Annotated in this window: 12 protein-coding genes; 4 read left to right on the forward strand and 8 right to left on the reverse strand. The window is 41.0% G+C overall.

Translation table 11 applies throughout. The features are described 5' to 3' along the window. Nucleotides 1–17 precede the first annotated feature (17 nt). A complete protein-coding gene (locus EV695_RS04950) occupies nucleotides 18–419 on the forward strand; it encodes a universal stress protein (RefSeq protein ID WP_131904787.1) in 402 nt (133 codons plus the stop codon). A 568-nt stretch (nucleotides 420–987) separates the two neighbouring features. Here EV695_RS04950 and EV695_RS04955 read toward each other — a convergent pair. The 5 genes from EV695_RS04955 to EV695_RS04975 form a co-directional block, all read right to left on the reverse strand. Continuing rightward, nucleotides 988–2,919 (reverse strand): ABC transporter permease subunit, encoded by a 1,932-nt coding sequence (locus tag EV695_RS04955; RefSeq protein WP_131904788.1) that lies wholly within the window; start codon nucleotides 2,917–2,919, stop codon nucleotides 988–990. Between the two features lie 2 nt (nucleotides 2,920–2,921). After that, entirely contained in the window at nucleotides 2,922–3,716 is a 795-nt protein-coding gene (locus EV695_RS04960) for an ATP-binding cassette domain-containing protein (RefSeq protein WP_131904789.1), read from the reverse strand. Between the two features lie 337 nt (nucleotides 3,717–4,053). Then, nucleotides 4,054–5,028 carry a taurine ABC transporter substrate-binding protein gene (locus EV695_RS04965; RefSeq protein WP_207906947.1) on the reverse strand — a complete coding sequence of 325 codons (975 nt, stop codon included), beginning with the start codon at nucleotides 5,026–5,028 and terminating at the stop codon, nucleotides 4,054–4,056. Between the two features lie 480 nt (nucleotides 5,029–5,508). Then, nucleotides 5,509–5,772, reverse strand: coding sequence for a cupin domain-containing protein (locus EV695_RS04970; RefSeq protein ID WP_131904790.1), 264 nt, complete (start codon nucleotides 5,770–5,772; stop codon nucleotides 5,509–5,511). Nucleotides 5,773–5,834: 62 nt separating this feature from the next. Continuing rightward, nucleotides 5,835–7,127 (reverse strand): NAD(P)/FAD-dependent oxidoreductase, encoded by a 1,293-nt coding sequence (locus EV695_RS04975; RefSeq protein ID WP_131904791.1) that lies wholly within the window; start codon nucleotides 7,125–7,127, stop codon nucleotides 5,835–5,837. Nucleotides 7,128–7,375: 248 nt separating this feature from the next. On the opposite strand from EV695_RS04975, the gene EV695_RS04980 reads away from it, so the two are divergent. Then, nucleotides 7,376–8,215 (forward strand): helix-turn-helix domain-containing protein, encoded by an 840-nt coding sequence (locus EV695_RS04980; RefSeq protein ID WP_131904792.1) that lies wholly within the window; start codon nucleotides 7,376–7,378, stop codon nucleotides 8,213–8,215. Nucleotides 8,216–8,429: 214 nt separating this feature from the next. Next, nucleotides 8,430–10,055 (forward strand): dihydroxyacetone kinase subunit DhaK, encoded by a 1,626-nt coding sequence (locus EV695_RS04985; RefSeq protein ID WP_131904793.1) that lies wholly within the window; start codon nucleotides 8,430–8,432, stop codon nucleotides 10,053–10,055. A gap of 110 nt (nucleotides 10,056–10,165) precedes the next feature. On the opposite strand, the gene EV695_RS04990 is transcribed toward EV695_RS04985, so the two are convergent. The 3 genes from EV695_RS04990 to EV695_RS05000 all read right to left on the reverse strand — a co-directional run bounded on the left by EV695_RS04990 (nucleotide 10,166) and on the right by EV695_RS05000 (nucleotide 14,365). Next, nucleotides 10,166–10,780, reverse strand: coding sequence for a 2-dehydro-3-deoxy-6-phosphogalactonate aldolase (locus EV695_RS04990; protein WP_207906948.1), 615 nt, complete (start codon nucleotides 10,778–10,780; stop codon nucleotides 10,166–10,168). An 8-nt stretch (nucleotides 10,781–10,788) separates the two neighbouring features. Continuing rightward, nucleotides 10,789–11,691 (reverse strand): 2-dehydro-3-deoxygalactonokinase, encoded by a 903-nt coding sequence (locus EV695_RS04995; RefSeq protein ID WP_131904795.1) that lies wholly within the window; start codon nucleotides 11,689–11,691, stop codon nucleotides 10,789–10,791. 235 nt (nucleotides 11,692–11,926) lie between these two features. After that, nucleotides 11,927–14,365 (reverse strand): FAD-dependent oxidoreductase, encoded by a 2,439-nt coding sequence (locus tag EV695_RS05000; protein WP_131904796.1) that lies wholly within the window; start codon nucleotides 14,363–14,365, stop codon nucleotides 11,927–11,929. Nucleotides 14,366–14,524: 159 nt separating this feature from the next. On the opposite strand from EV695_RS05000, the gene EV695_RS05005 reads away from it, so the two are divergent. After that, nucleotides 14,525–15,442: a LysR family transcriptional regulator gene (locus EV695_RS05005; protein ID WP_131904797.1), complete on the forward strand. Its 918-nt coding sequence runs from the start codon at nucleotides 14,525–14,527 to the stop codon at nucleotides 15,440–15,442. Nucleotides 15,443–15,496: the final 54 nt, after the last annotated feature.

Genomic DNA, 15,496 nt, shown 5'->3' on the forward strand with positions numbered 1-15,496 from the left:
AAAATGTTGGAGTTAATATGTACAACAAAATATTGATTGCGAGTGCCTTGAATCAAGGCTTTAGTGATAGGGCCTTAGCAGCAGCTAAATTATTGGTTTCTGAAAACGGTAAAATTATCGTTGCGCATGTTATAGAGCCTGTAAATAACGTTGTTCAATCGTTTGTTTCTAAAGATGTCGAATCCAAAGCATACGAAAAGATTAAGGATTTGATGGCAGAGCGCTGTCATGATGAAGCGGTTGAGTCCGAGATACTACACGGTCAGGCAGGACGTGAAATTTCAAAATATGCCAATAAAATTGAAGCGGATTGCATCATTATCGGATCTCATAAACCTGGATTGGAAGATTTCTTTCTGGGCTCCACATCCGCACGCGTGGTTCGCTACTCTAAGTGTTCGGTACACGTATTACGTTAAGACGTTCTTAGCTCGCAATTCTTGCCGGCTAATGTTTATAAGCTATTGTTAGGTTTAGTACCTAATTAGTCATAGCTTAAAATCCAATCATTCTTAGATGTGATTCTCCATAAAGTGGGAATCACATCTATCTATTTCTTATATCTATCCATTTATTTAACGCCTTAAAACAAATCTTACTTTTACAGGTTTTTATTTCAGTAGAAGTAAAAAATAAACGATAGACTCAATTAAAAAAACACGTATAAAAAAATGCCTATAAGTAGGGGGGTGACTTAAAATAAATTAGCTTACAACACACATCTATGGGTCCAGAGCCGATTGAAGTAAGGATTTTATTCTAGGCATAACAACATGATCTGTCCGATTAAAAATATGGCTAGCTCTGCATAAATTCTATTTACGTTTTTAAAAAACAAAAACGTAATATCATTCAAAGTGGGGAGGTGGCTTTTAGTAAATCACCCAGATTCAGTCACAGAATATGTAGACATAAAAAAGGCGAACCTTAAAGTTCGCCTTTTTTATTCGTAAAATTACAGTGACTAAATACTGTAATGGTTATCGTCTACCCTTTACCTCTCCATGGGATGAATTTATCAATCACCCAACGCATCATGAGATCGAATAACAATCCGAGTAATCCAAGGATGATAATCGTGGTCCAGATGATCTCATAGTCAGATTGCTTACGTGCCACATTCTCTACGAAACCAATACCGGTTGTACCTGCCAACATTTCGGCAGCAACCAAAGTACCCCAACAAACACCGATCGCAATTCGAATACCTGTAAGAATTTCTGGTAGCGAATTAGGCAATATTACTTTGCGTAAGATCTGTCGGTTTGTTGCCCCTAATGAATGAGCTGCATGAATCTTGGAAAGGTGTGTACCTGTCGCCCCTGTTCTAGCTGAGATAACCATAATTGCGAAAGCAACCATGAATAATAGGAAAATCTTACCGTCATCTCCAATTCCGAAAATGGTTAAGATCAAAGGTGCCCACGCAAGTGGTGGTACAGGACGATAAAGCTCGATTAATGGATCGAAGAAACCCTTCGAGAATCGCGACAGCCCCATAAATAATCCCAAAGGTACACCGAGAATAATACCGAAGAATAAACCTGCTAACACTCTCAGTAATGAATCCCAAACGTGGCCGGATGGCATCGGCACTTTAAACGACTCAAAATTACCTGTCGCAAAGTCTCTTACCTTGCTTTTAAAGTTTGGTGTGACGATTCCGTTGGTGTCATGTCTAGGGTAATCACCAGGGACTAATGAAGCGATGAAATCTGGAATAATAAAATCAACCATTTCACCAAATGGCTTCATTTTGTACCACAACAGTGGGTAACCCTTATAGCCGATTTCCGGGTTAGAGATTCGAGCAAACGTACGTAGCGTGTCAGATGGTTTTGGTAACCAACGACCTGAACCTTGTTCACTACATGAGCTGCTACCTGCTCGGATTTCTCCGCCAGGCATCATCAAAATATCGTAGTATCTCAATCCGCCTTGCTGGCTTTTTTGCTCGTTATCAAGTTTAACCAGTGCATTTTGTATATTGTTTAACGCATCAGGTGGGAAAATATTACCATCGTCTACTCGTCTTAGAACTCGTGTTAAACCTTTTACAAAATCAGCACGATTAGCGATTAATAGTTCGTCGGTACCCGGTGATGCTTTCACCAATGTATCTAGTGAAGCAATTTGTCCCTTTAGTTTTTCGACTTGTGCGAGGAAATTACTATTATTATTTCTAATTTTAGAAAAATCAGAAGTAATGGTTTTCATTTCTTTTGCAGCAGCATCAAATTTATAACCACGAGGACTTGCAGGTGCGGCAGGAATTTCATTGCCAGAATCACCCCATCGTGGATTCTTTTCTGCGGCGGCTATCTGCTCAGCCGTTGGATCACCAGGGTAATTTTGATCAGCCAGTTTTGCCGTTAAACCGTCAATTCTACTTACAATTTCTTTAAACTTGGCATCAGTGGCAGAGTCAAGATATTCAGGAGAGGTCATCCCTATGATGGCTTTGCGCATTAAATCTATGGTTTCTTTCGCTTGAGACTTTTCAGCATCAGAGAAGCCCAGTCTTTCGACTTGATCAGCTAATTCGTTTAATTGCTTATTTTCACGAACTAAGAGACTTGTCCCCTTAAGGAAACCATCATCCAAAGGGAAGGTAGAACGAATAGGATTGATCGCAGAAGACAGCTTACCCACCTGACACAGCTCATTTGCTGCTTTTGGATTAAACGCCCTTGCTGCATCCCAGGAGAAGTAAATCCACACAATCAAAATAGCACTTACACCGGTCATAACCCAATGCCAGCCACCTAGTGCGCGCTCTGGATTACCAAACACAGCATCTGACTTTTCGGTGCGAATTAAATTACGCCCGTATAAAATCGCCCATATAACCGTCGCAATCAAAGCAATAAAAATGGTGCCTACAATGAAACCCCGGTATTCAAATAAGAACTCAAACATAATTACACCTGCCCCATTATTTCTTCTTCCATATCCCAGATCATGGTAAGAATCTCTTCGCGAGTTTCTATAAATTCCTCACTGTTTTTGATATCTCTGGTGTCTTCAGTGACTCCCCTTTCAGCAAACGGTAAGTTGTATTCTTTATGCAATCTTCCTGGCCTTGGTGCCATTACAAATAACCTCTCACCTAGTAGCAGTGCCTCCTCTACTGAGTGAGTAATAATCATGATTGTCTTGCCTGTTTCTTTCCAGATTTTCAAAACCAGTGATTGCATCTTTTCACGTGTCAACGCATCCAGTGCGCCTAGTGGCTCATCCATCAGGATTAAATCAGGGTCATTGATAAGACAGCGTGCTAATGCAATTCGTTGTTGCATACCACCTGATAATTGATAGGTAGGAATATCTCCGAAGCCTGCCAGGCCAACAATGTCTAACCATTCATCGACCATCTTTTTGCTTTTTTTAGGGTCTGTGCCTTTCATACGAAGACCGAAGTCGACATTTTCTGAAACGGTTAACCATTCAAACAATGCACCCTGTTGGAAAACCATGCCTCTGTTAACACCGGGGCCTTTTATCTCTTCATCACCAAGATATACCGCGCCACCCGTTGGGTGGTTGAATCCTGCAATTATGTTTAATAGAGTCGTTTTACCACAGCCTGATGGGCCTAGTACCGATAGAAGTTCTCCGCTTTTTAACGTGAAGTTGACGTTGTTAAGTGCATGTACTTGGCCTCCAGTATCAACATCAAAAACCATACTCAGGTCTTTTGCTACAAGATCACTCATATTCCTTCCTTAGTTTATTTATTTCGCTTCACGATTAATTGTTGATTTAATTTAATCGCTACTCATTATTGTCTCAATTAATAGTAGCCTAGCTTTAAAAATCATATTTCCTGTAAAAATGAAAATTTCCTTATATCTTTTTGTTAAGTGTTATTTTGCAGGAAATATTATTGTTTCAATTTTTACCATAAGAATATAAATTTTTATGTAAAAGCATAGCTAATGCATCATGTTTGCTATCTTTTGATGCTTGTTCTGATTTTGTTCTAAATTTTGTTACAAAAAAAACGGTAGATAAATTTATCTACCGTTTTTAGTAATATCTTAAAAATCCATATTACTTAAGGAAAGATGTGTCTACTACTGTAGAGTAATCTTCTTTAGCTGGAGCAGCTTCTGTAGCAAACATTTTTCCCATGAAAGGAAGAACACTAGCAACTTTGCCATCTTTGCTGAAGTACTCAGACATTTGCTCTTCTACACTAGGAAAACTGAATCCTGCCATCTGCTTTTTAGTTTTCTCTACAGATAAACCAGCATCACCAGCAATAATCGCTAGCTTAGATTGGTCTTTAGCAAAGTCTGCGTTCGCTTGTGCTGTTACTTCCATAAACGTTTTTACAGCTTCTGGGTTTTCCTGAGCAAATTTCTCTGTAACAGATACGATATCAAAACTCGTGATTCCTGCTTCAGTCTTCTCAGGGATGGTTAGCATAGACTTACCCACTTCTTTCATCTTGGATAATGAGTTCTCACCGAAGCCACATGCCATTGCAACGGCACCATCAACTAAAGATACTGCAGCATCAGCTGGTTCCTGATCGACTAGTGTTACTTTTTTGATGTCAACACCCAGAGTACTCAGTGTCAAACGCATTTCATAGTCAGACATTGTGTTTAATGGTACTGCTATTGATTTGCCTTCTAGCTCTGTTGCGTTTTCTTTTGAAATACCAGACTTGGTACTTACAACACAGTCACCACCAGCGCCGTAAGCAACAGCGACACCAATCAGTTTGATAGGTGCATTTGCATTAACAGCATTTACAAATGGAGTTAAGCCTTGGCTAAATGCGATATCGATATCACCAGATAACATAGCTTCTGTCATTGCTGTACCTGTGGCGAAGTTAACCCAGTTTACTTTTTCGCCTAATGCTTTGTCGTATGTTTTCTCAACCTTCGCTATTTGATTGGGTGTTGCCCACTCTAGAAAGTAAGCGACATTCACATCAGCGCTTGCGGATGTTGCCATTGATGCAGACAATGCAACAATCGATAAAGAACCCAGGATTTTTTTCATTGATTTCATTTTATAACCTCAAATTTAGACTTCACAATATATTAATATTAGCCATACGCTCTTAATCAAAAAGCATCCGACATCAAACGTTAAACTCTAACTCCTCCAAGTATAGAACTTACTTTTTTCTACATTTAGTAGTGTTAAATACAAAATGCATCAATTGAGTATAGTTAAAAATTTTTAAAAATCTTTTCTTTTTAATGACTTAAGTAGTACTTATCAATAGCTTAAGCACTGCTTATTAATTACATTAGTATTACTCATATTTGTTTAAAATATTCACATCTATTGTATTTTTGTAGAATCTAAGTACCACCCTTTACTTAATACACCCCCCTACTTATAGGGGTTTTTTTGATCATTTTTTAGGGCTTATCAAATGGTTAAGTGTGGATAATTCTTTGTTTTTAATAAAAATAGTATGTTTAATTTTATCTTCTCTCTTTCTCCTCTCTTTCTCCTCACTTATGATTTTTTAATGATCAATTAATCGTAAAATCTAAAATGTTTTTTAATCGTTTCATGCACGTGCCAGTGAACAATTTGCCCTGACTCGACAGTCACAAGATTTCCTGCAGAAATATCTACATTGATGCCTGTATCGGTAGATAAACTAGCCTTTCCTTCAATTATGTAAAAAGACTCTGTTTTTTGTTGATCATGATCAAAGGTACAGGGTTCCTTTTCCCATACTTCCCATTGTTTTATTTCTTCTAATTTTTTTGGGTCTGGTTTTTCTATTTTAATCATATTAATAATCTGTCTAGTCTGATGAGTTAATGTCAATTTAGCTGGTTTTAATAATTACGCGATTATGAAAATTTCACTTCTAACGCGTCTCTCATTTCAAAATACTTGGTGGTTACACTGACTCCGACTTCATGGAATCGGTGAAACGCAAAAGATTTATAAGGCGTGGTCGGCATCGCTAAATCCTGCTGTTCTTTACCTAATACTCGTTCAGATAAAATTCTACCGATAACTGTCCCCATTGCTACACCTCGACCATTACAGCCTAAGCCAGCGAGTATACCTGGCGCAGGTTCGTGCAAATGAGGCAACAGGTCTTTCGTATGTGCAATACGCCCGCCCCAATAAAATTCTATATCTTCAGGTTTAAATTGGGGGAAGACTGTTTTAAAAGCATTGTGGATTCGATCTCTATCTGTACCTACACAGAGTTCTGACGACCCTAAACTGCCTAGTAGAATGCGATTACGATTATCCTTGCGGCCGTAGTAAATCACCCTGCGAGTATCAGCAATGGTATGTCCTTCAGGCAATACTTGAGCGTATTCTTCATCCGTTAATTCACGCGTAGCAGCTTGTACACTGATTAGTGGGATAATGGTTTGCTTCAAACCTTTCAAGGTATCGTCAGTATAACCATTGGTACAAAAGACCACCCATTCGCTATCAATCGTTGCGGTATCGGTCGTTAATTGCCATTTATCACCCTTACGTTCTACCTTGGATACTTTGCTGTCAGAGTAGATTTGCGCACCATGTTCCATGGCTACACGTGCTAATTCACGCGTATAAGAAAGGGGGTGAATAGAGCCGCCAGATTCAACACGTGTGGCATAAGAATAGGCTGTAGATCCGGAAAGCTGGTTTAGTTGTTCCCCTTCCACACTATCTATATCTAAACCCATGTCAGACCAGTTTTTAGCCATTTTTTCCAGTTCAGGAATTGATGAGCGACTGTGTGCGGCCCTTAGCCAGCCCTTTCTCACGGAGTCACATTTCAAATCATGTTTGTCGATAAGGTCAAATACTTCATCTGCTGAATGAATATAATTGTTTAGTACTCTATTGCCGAAAACATCACCTAGTTGCTCGATGATTTCACTGGGTTGAGCATGTGCTAGTGGGTTAACTTGTCCGCCCGATCTACCTGAAGCACCCCAGCCTGGTTCATGCATATCTAATACGATCACATTGACACCTTTCTGAGCGAGTTCTAATGCTGTGCGTAACCCTGTAAAACCAGCACCTACAATAGTAACGTCTGCTTTTACAGCGCCCTTTAATGGTTCCGGTCTAGTGAGTTTTACTGCTGTATGTTGCCAAAGGCTTTGATCAGCATCTTTAAATTTAAGCATTATTTCATGTACATCTTGAGTAATTGATATTCAGTGTAGCAGTAACAAAAGCGTTTGGCGGTTGTTTGATTTGGTCTGTTTGTCGCTACTAAGCGTAAAAAATGAAGCTACCACGATGCATTGATCTATTTACTGTTGTGATCACCTCAAATACGTTGAATTTAAAGGGTATAGCTGAATTTAGTGTAGTTATTTTTAAATTAATAACCTATGCTTAAACGCGATTTAAAGGTGGTTAATGCGTATATATGAGCAATCAAACTGATTCAGAAAATTTTGCAGTAAACTTAAAATTCCTATGTGGCTTCTACAGTTCGATATCAGAAGTATGCCGCAGGCTTGAAATAAACAGACAACAATTCAATCGATACCTTAGTGGTAAATCGTTTCCTTCTTATAAAAATTATAAAAAGATCTGTGACTTCTTTGGTGTTGAAAGCGAAGAGATTGTTATCGACCCTATCGAATTTCAAAAAATAGCAGGCTTACCCAGCGCTACCGAAAAGAAAGGCGCAGTTCCAGAGCAGTTTGCAAACATCGTTATGCCGTTAATGAAGAATTCGAGTCAGTCTTTAAGTCGTTATGAAGGCTACTATTACCGTTATTTTTATTCATTTAGTTTTCCCGGATATATCTTCCGCTCATTCTTTAAACTCTATCAATTAGGTGATTATTACTACATTAAACACATAGAGCTTTCGAGTAAAAATGATGACTTATCCATACCTCGTTTGGTAATAAAATATCATGGCGTTGCGTTTTTTCTGGCCGAAAGAATATTCATCGTTGAATCGGAACCAGCATTGAATTCAACAATATCCGAAGCGATTTTAACGCCAAACTATCGACCGAATAGTCCTTATATGTCTGGCTTGGTAATTTGTGCATCTTCAGGCAGTTCTCATCAGCCCAGCGCAGGTAGAACAGTCTTCGAATTTTTAGGAAAAAACATCAATATCAGAGCAGCGATGAAGCAATGTGATTTATTTCACCATACAGATGAGCGTATCCCAGAAAATATTAAAAAATTAATTAAGAATGAAATTACTGACGCTCAATTTACATTCCATCCTCAGGATTTTTTGTAATCCATAAAAAAGACAGGTTTTGTAAGAAACAGAGGGAAGTTTTCTTTTTTCTCTTCACCAAAATGCATGTTAGTAGCGTCAAATGTGACGCTACTTTGCTCCTACTAGCGTCTTCTCGGCTAAGGTGAGTCCCCGCTTTTATTGTTACTCTCTTAGCCTATCAGTAAATATAGTTATATACGGTTTTGCACTGTAGTTATTCAAAGGAGAGAGAATGTCCCAATTTATAAATAATAAAGAAAATATTGTCACGGAAGCTGTAGATGGATTGATCTCCACGTCAGGAGGGGCACTCGCAAGACTCGATGGTTATCCACATATCAAAGTCGTTGTCCGAAACGATTGGGATAAGTCCAAAGTTGCGCTTATTTCTGGCGGCGGTTCAGGGCATGAGCCCGCACATGCTGGCTTAGTTGGTGAGGGTATGCTTACGGCAGCAGTTTGTGGAGAAGTGTTTGCTTCGCCATCGGTAGATGCTGTTTTGTCAGCAATACTGGCAGTGACAGGTTCTGAAGGTTGCCTGCTGATCATCAAAAATTATACGGGAGACCGTTTGAACTTTGGCTTAGCCGCAGCAAGAGCGATCGAAATGGGCTTTAAGGTAAATATGGTTATCGTTGATGATGATATTGCTTTACCCGATCTAGCGAAACCGAGAGGTATTGCCGGAACAGTCTTAGTTCATAAAATCGCTGGGGCGCTTGCAAATGACGGTGGATCTTTAGACGAGGTAACCAAAGTTGCCGAGAATATTATCGCCGGTACTAAAACCATTGGCATGTCTTTGGACACCTGCACTGTTCCGGGCTCACCAAAAGACCAGCGCATTGAAGACGGTAAAGTTGAATTAGGTCTGGGCATTCATGGCGAGCCAGGTTTTGAAAAATTAGATTATATTGATGCCAAACAGTCGATTGCAGCAATGGTGAATAAACTAGAGCCTTTGATGAGTAATGAGTCACATGTTGTTTTGCTAAATAATTTGGGTGGTGTTTCTATTTTGGAAATGTCGATACTTGCGAATGAGTTAGTTAATTCTTCTATCGGTAAAAAACTCAAGTTAATTATCGGTCCGGCATCACTTATGACAGCCATTGATATGAGAGGTTTTTCAATCTCGGTATGTCCGCTTACCGCACAACAAGAGGCGTTATTAAAATCACCCTGTGCGCTTTCTGTGTGGCCAGATTGTAAAGAAATAACGCCTATTGCGATCGTCGATTTACCCGATGGATTAACACCCGTTAGGCATAATCCATCAAAGCATGATGAGACTGCAACGTTAATTACACAATGTTGTGAAATCATGATCGCAGCAGAGGCTGACTTGAATGCACTTGATGCCAAATCAGGTGATGGCGATACAGGTTCTACCGTAGCAGGTGCAGGACGATCTATAATTGCTGCGCTTGAGGGCCTGCCGTTAGCAGATCATCCAAAACTATTTAGCGCTATCGGTCAGGAATTGAGCCAAGTCATGGGTGGTTCTTCCGGGGTATTGTTGGCAATATTCTTTACCGCGGTAGGTGATGCTTCCTCCAACGGTGCTTCAGTTATTGATGCCTTCAAATCAGGTTTAAATAGAATGCAAGCGATCGGTGGAGCAAATCTCGGTGATCGAACCATGGTTGATGCACTAAGCCCAGCTTTAGATGCTTTGGATAATGGCTTAGAGGCTGCGGCTATAGCGGCTCGTGAAGGAGCAAATCATACTTCAACGATATTAGTTGCTAAGGCAGGCCGCTCTACTTATGTGAATGAGGAGCAACTGAAAGGAAATATTGATCCCGGGGCTGAGGCTGTTGCAAGGTTGTTTGAAGGGCTTTCTGAAAACAGATAATCAACCTCATAAAAAAAGGCACCAAAGTAGGGGGGTGTGATTTTAATCCCCCTCTATTTCATCAAAAAGTAAAATTAGACCTTTCTCGTTTCCAATTGTTTACCATAACTTTAAACGTGTTTATCAAAGGCTTCGACAAATGCTTCTGCCGATTTGGCAATTTCTGCGACTGATTTCCCGGGCTTATAGAGCGCAGAACCGATGCCAAAACCATCAACACCATAGGATAACCATTCACCCAGATTTTCAGGGTTACAACCACCCACTGCGTACAAATCAGTTGCTTCTGGCAACACTGCGCGCATTGCTTGAATATTTACCCCGCCGATTGCTGTCGCCGGAAATAATTTCAAAGCATCAGCACCCGCTTTTAAAGCGGCAAAACATTCCGAGGGTGTCAGTACGCCGGGGTATGAACCCATATTCAATTTCTTGGTTTGCTGCACAACATCAATATCAAAGTTAGGTGAAACAATAAAAGTACCGCCAGCCTCTTTGATGCGAATGATGTCATCTTCATTCAACACTGTGCCTGCACCGATATGTGCACGTTCACCTAAATGTTTAGCCATACGTTCAATCGAATCAAAGGCATTCGGTGAATTTAAAGGGACTTCAATCCAGTCAAAGCCTTTTTCAACCAGCATTTCAGATACGCTTTTTGCCTCATCGGGAGTGATGCCTCTCAGAATTGCAATTAATTTACGTGACGGTCTAGGTGACATAGTATTTCTCATTGATTGAATAGATTTTTATACACTTGAATCAAACCTTGTAAGGTCATGTCTTGAGCACTGAATATTTCGCTGTTACCACCGATATGGGTTAAAGCCTCTGCATAGAGGGTGACTAAACGATCATCACCAATTAATGCTGTATTCTGATTGTTCCAGTAGGATTTTGCACCTGCAAGTTCTGCTCCTATCAATAATCCAGATAATCTGGCACGTGCAGAAGCCGAATCGGGTTTACCTAACAAACCTTGTGCACGAATACGAAAGCAGTCACTTAATAGCTGTTGCGGGTTTTTTAGAGATTCCTCAACGGCTTCTAAAAATGCGGATTGGTTCCAGCCTTCTGAAGTTAGCTCATGACGCAGAATGGATTGCTGGCTGAGCAATTCGAAAGTCTCACCCGTCATATAGGTGTTAAAACGGTGTATCTGATTATCTTGTAGTTGTACCCACTTACTGTGCGTTCCCGGTAGGCACACTGTGTTGAATTTTGCACCTGTATCAGCGATTAGACCCGCAAGTTGCGTTTCTTCTCCTCTCATCACATCTGCGGGAGATTGTTGGCAGACGCCGGGCAGATTGGATACTTTAAGGCGGGAATCTTTCGTTTCAACAGCTTTTAATCCATCGGATGAAGAAGGCAGACACGGAGTTTGCAGGTAAGGTGCTTCTGCCCATCCCTGTTTGGCACCTGCCATTCCACAAACCAGAACGCTGGTTATTCTATCGGGCACTAGCCAATCATCAATTAGTTTTAGCAAAGCATCTTCAAATTCGTCGGGTGAAAGTTTGCCCGCACCATCATGAGATTGCGCATCACTTAAGACCTGATGCTCGCTGGACATTGCATACGCCCTAAGGTTTGTTGTGCCCCAATCTACTGCAATCCAGTGTGTTTCCATATTCAGTCTCTATCTACGTTTTTTCTAAAGCTATCCTCGTCAGACAATATAACGGTGCTTTACTCAATGAGTATAGGATTAAATTCGAACGATGGATCAGAACGATAGAAAAGAAAGCTGTGAGTGCATATTTAAAAGAAAAAAGGCCTCTAAAGTAGGGGGGTGTCAATTCAACACTCCTTCCTGCTTTGAGGCCACATTTAGATCTGTTTAGTTAGTTTTTACTAGTTTTTTATTAGCCTCTGACTAACTCATTTTTAGGATCATACAAACCAGCTTCAGTCACAACAGCAGGGTACTTCTCGCCTAGTATTTCTACTTTTACTTCAGTACCTACCTCGGAGAGTTGAGGTTCTACAAACGCATAGGCAATGTTTTTATTAACGCGATGACCATAGGCGCCAGAGGTGACAGTGCCTGATAATGTCTCACCGTGGTAAATTGAATCACCACTGTGTGCAGGGGCCAAATCACAGTCAATAACAAGCGTGACGAGCTGCTTTTGATTACCTTTTTCTAATTGTGCTTGCAGCGCTTTTTTACCGATAAAGTCCGGCTTATCCATTTTCACGAAAAAGTCTAGGCCAGTTTCCATAGGGTTACGTTCGTAAATAAGGTCTGCTTTCCAATGCAGATAGCCCTTTTCCATACGCATTGATTCTGTAGCGTAAAGACCGAAGTGTGACAAGTTAAACGCTGTACCTGCCTCATTTAACAGCTTCCAGACTAAATATAATTGCTCATTAGGCACATGCAATTCATAGGCGAGCTCACCGGAGAAACTTACCGTCATTGCCATTACTTTCGCATGACCTAGTGTCATTTCTTTAACATTCAACCAGGGGAATCCCGCTTTAGACCAATCACATCGCGGTGAAAGCGACTGCAATAAATCGCGTGATTTAGGACCTGCAACCACAAGTATTGTATGTGATGCTGCCATTTCGGTAATAGTTACGGAATCAGGTTTGTGCGTGTTCAACCAATCCAGATCATGCCATTCAGCAGCAGCGGCAGAACCATACCAGTAATGCTCTTCGTCTAACTTGGCAAGGGTCGCTTCTGTTAGTACATGACCATGTTCATTGAGCAAATAACACAGGCTAATTTTGCCGACTTTTTTCGGAATATTGCTACAGGTGATGCTGTCTAAAAACTCCGTTGCGCCTTCACCTTGAATAGAGAAACGATTGAAACCAGACACTTCCATCAAACCAACATTTGTCGTTAAGGCTTCAATTTCTTTAGCCACAACATCTTTTGTCGAGGTGAAGCGATATGAATGCTCATCTTCAAAATCAGGGGTAGGTTTGAAGAATAAAGAGCGCTCCCAACCATTAACCACTCCCCAGGCAACATCTAGCTGATCAAGGACTGGATAAAGAGGCGTTGTACGTGCTAATCGAGATGCTGGGCGATGCTCGTGCGGTAAGTGATAGTGGAATTCGTTCTGGTAATCTTCAATCGCTTTCAAGCAGGTATGTTCGGTATTTGCGTATTGGGTAAAACGTCGCGGATCAAGACACCATGCATCCCACTCACATTCACCGTGAACGATTAAGTCAGCTAAGATCTTTCCGTGTCCACCACCTTCGCCGATTCCCGCTCGCAAGCCGATCGCACAGTAAGCGTTTTCTATTCCAGGTATTTTTCCAATCAACGGCATGCCGTCAATGGTGTAGGTAATAGGTCCATTGATGGTGGTATGAATTCCTGCGTTTTGAAGAGCGGGTAAGCGTTCAAAAATACCTTCCATATTTTCAAGGCAGCGATCTAAATCGGGTGGGCATAAATCTTTAGTGAATGCTGGGTCAATGCCATCCATGCCGAAGGTTTTACACGCTTGTTCGTAAACACCAACCAGCAGGCCATTTTTTTCCTGACGGCTGTAAAAATCATCTAATGGATCACGAATAATCGGTACCTGAAAATCCAGTGCTTCTAATTCGGGAATATTATCGGTAAGGAAATACATGTGTTCCATCGATGTCACAGGGTGCTCAACACCTAACATATTGCCCACTTCATTGACGCGGTAGCCGGTTGCGTTGACAACTTTTTCACAGGTGATGTCGCCATTTTTGGTGTGAACGATAAATTCACCCGTGCCGTAACGAGAGCCTTTTTTCGTAATACCTTCAACGGGATTACTTCTATACACAGAAGCTCCTGCGAGGCGTGCTTTTCGTGCCAATGCCAGAGTAATGCCGGATGGATCAATATAGCCATCTAATGGATCCCACCACGCGCCCAGCATTTTGTCTGTGGTTAATAATGGATGACGTTCTTTGATTTCTTTTGGGCTGATGTATTCCATCTCAACACCCATGCTTTTCGCCATGCCAATATAATGTTGATAGGTATCGATATGATCCTGAGTGTAAGCGGTTCGCATGCCGCCGGTGATATCGTAATAGAAGGGAAAATCCTCATCTGCCGCGAGTTCTCGGTACAGGTCGATACTGTGACGTTTCAAACCAATCATGGTTTGATTGCCGCCAAACTGAGTGACTTGCGCCGCTGCATGCCATGTCGAACCTGAAGTCAGTTCATCTCTTTCTACCAGTGCTACGTCTGTCCAGCCAAGCTGGGTAAGATGATACAAGGTAGAGCAACCTGCAATACCTCCGCCGATGACAACCACGCGAGCATGGGATTTAACAGAATTCGACATTTTCTACTCCAGATATAAATAGTTAAAATTTAAGCCTTCTAAATTTAAGTCATCAATAATGCACAACAAAGTAAGCGTCTGACAATCGAAACGTTATGATCTATAGTTCAGTTAATTTAAACCATAAATGCTTTACTGTATTTCTAGGCTGGACCAACAATGAAACATTCTTTACCCTCGCTCGATAGCCTTAAAGTCTTTGAATCTGCGGCCAGGCACCTGAGTTTTAGTATCGCAGCGAATGAGTTATGCGTAACCAAAGGCGCAGTCAGTTATCAAATACGTAAACTCGAAGAAGAGTTACAAAGCAGTTTGTTCAAACGCTCCGTGCGCCAAGTCTATCTAACAGATACAGGGCAGGCCTTATATCTGACCACGAAAAAGATTTTCGAAGATCTTGAAAATAGCCTCTCGCGTATTCAGGAAGGCAAGCAGGAAGCAAACGTATCGATTGCCGCAACGACCTATGTCGCTGCGCGCTGGTTGTCAGCGCGTATCGGTCGTTTTAACGATGAATACCCTGATATCAATTTTTTGTTACAACACTCGGTAAATTCGGTTGATTTCAAGCTTGATGAAGTCGATCTCGCAATCTTGTGGGGGCCGTGCAAAGGAAAGCTGGATAGAAATCGCTTCGCTGAAATACCGATGTCTTTGTTTCCTGTGATTAGTCCAAAATTATTAGACACACATAAGTTAAGCCAGCAAACCGAGATAAGTATGGATGCCATCGTGCAAGGAGCGCTAAGTAATATCCCCTTGCTATGTGAAGACAGCAAACAGGATCAGTGGCAGGAGTGGTTAAAAGCCAATAACACGGCTGGTCCTGATCTTAAGCTAAACAACCCTCGCAGAGTGATTAGTGATGCCAATGTGCGCGTGCAGGCAGCAGTCGACGGACAGGGATTGATTTTAGCCGATGATTTAATGTTAAATGAGCTCAATAATAGATTATTGGTAGCGCCTTTTAAGGAGCAATTAACGGGTTATGGTTATGCTTTTTATTCCTCCCCAACACGCATATATGGTGACAATACCATTACCTTTAAACACTGGATGATGCAGCGCATTCAATAATACTATAAATGGCACCCCCCTACTTTGAGGCTGTTTTTTTAGCTTCAAATAAAG

The sequence above is a fragment of the Cocleimonas flava genome (genome assembly GCF_004339015.1).
Lineage (GTDB): Bacteria > Pseudomonadota > Gammaproteobacteria > Thiotrichales > Thiotrichaceae > Cocleimonas > Cocleimonas flava.

Bases quoted from the DNA above. Each gene is read 5' to 3' on its own strand.
- EV695_RS04955 (WP_131904788.1), bottom strand. From the start codon at position 2,919: ATGTTTGAGTTCTTATTTGAATACCGGGGTTTCATTGTAGGCACCATT.
- EV695_RS05005 (WP_131904797.1), top strand. From the start codon at position 14,525: ATGAAACATTCTTTACCCTCGCTCGATAGCCTTAAAGTCTTTGAATCT.
- EV695_RS05000 (WP_131904796.1), bottom strand. From the start codon at position 14,365: ATGTCGAATTCTGTTAAATCCCATGCTCGCGTGGTTGTCATCGGCGGA.
- EV695_RS04960 (WP_131904789.1), bottom strand. From the start codon at position 3,716: ATGAGTGATCTTGTAGCAAAAGACCTGAGTATGGTTTTTGATGTTGAT.
- EV695_RS04985 (WP_131904793.1), top strand. From the start codon at position 8,430: ATGTCCCAATTTATAAATAATAAAGAAAATATTGTCACGGAAGCTGTA.
- EV695_RS04980 (WP_131904792.1), top strand. From the start codon at position 7,376: ATGAGCAATCAAACTGATTCAGAAAATTTTGCAGTAAACTTAAAATTC.
- EV695_RS04990 (WP_207906948.1), bottom strand. From the start codon at position 10,780: ATGTCACCTAGACCGTCACGTAAATTAATTGCAATTCTGAGAGGCATC.
- EV695_RS04970 (WP_131904790.1), bottom strand. From the start codon at position 5,772: ATGATTAAAATAGAAAAACCAGACCCAAAAAAATTAGAAGAAATAAAA.
- EV695_RS04975 (WP_131904791.1), bottom strand. From the start codon at position 7,127: ATGCTTAAATTTAAAGATGCTGATCAAAGCCTTTGGCAACATACAGCA.
- EV695_RS04950 (WP_131904787.1), top strand. From the start codon at position 18: ATGTACAACAAAATATTGATTGCGAGTGCCTTGAATCAAGGCTTTAGT.
- EV695_RS04965 (WP_207906947.1), bottom strand. From the start codon at position 5,028: ATGAAATCAATGAAAAAAATCCTGGGTTCTTTATCGATTGTTGCATTG.
- EV695_RS04995 (WP_131904795.1), bottom strand. From the start codon at position 11,691: ATGGAAACACACTGGATTGCAGTAGATTGGGGCACAACAAACCTTAGG.